Origin of the sequence: Mesorhizobium sp. M1A.T.Ca.IN.004.03.1.1 (assembly GCF_003997555.1) — a bacterium.
In the GTDB taxonomy this organism is placed as follows: domain Bacteria; phylum Pseudomonadota; class Alphaproteobacteria; order Rhizobiales; family Rhizobiaceae; genus Mesorhizobium.
Window position 1 is genome coordinate 1 of sequence record NZ_RZTV01000512.1, and the last position, 262, is coordinate 262.

General features: G+C 66.4%; 1 protein-coding gene. It reads left to right on the top strand.

Annotated features, from left to right (window positions below):
* Positions 1–262: hypothetical protein (locus EOD29_RS32680; RefSeq protein ID WP_164763990.1), on the top strand; the 262-nt coding region annotated here is incomplete at both ends.

The following is a 262-nucleotide window of genomic DNA, read 5'->3' on the forward strand; positions in this document are numbered from 1 at the left end:
GCCGCACTCCGAGTGCTGCGCGCCGTGCCCGTCGAGGATGTCGAGGTGATGCGTTCCATTGTCGAAAAAATGCCGTCGGCACTGCGGCGGCAGGTCAGCCGCGTAATCGACTTCATTGCACCGGGGCGCCCCGGCGATCCAGACCGTGCCAAGGTGGCGCCCGGCGAATTTTCGCCCGAACCGGCTGAGGGTGCCGGACGCAGCGCCGCCCTGCCCGTTGTCTTCGATGGGACGATCGGGCTGTTCATGCCTGAGAATCCTG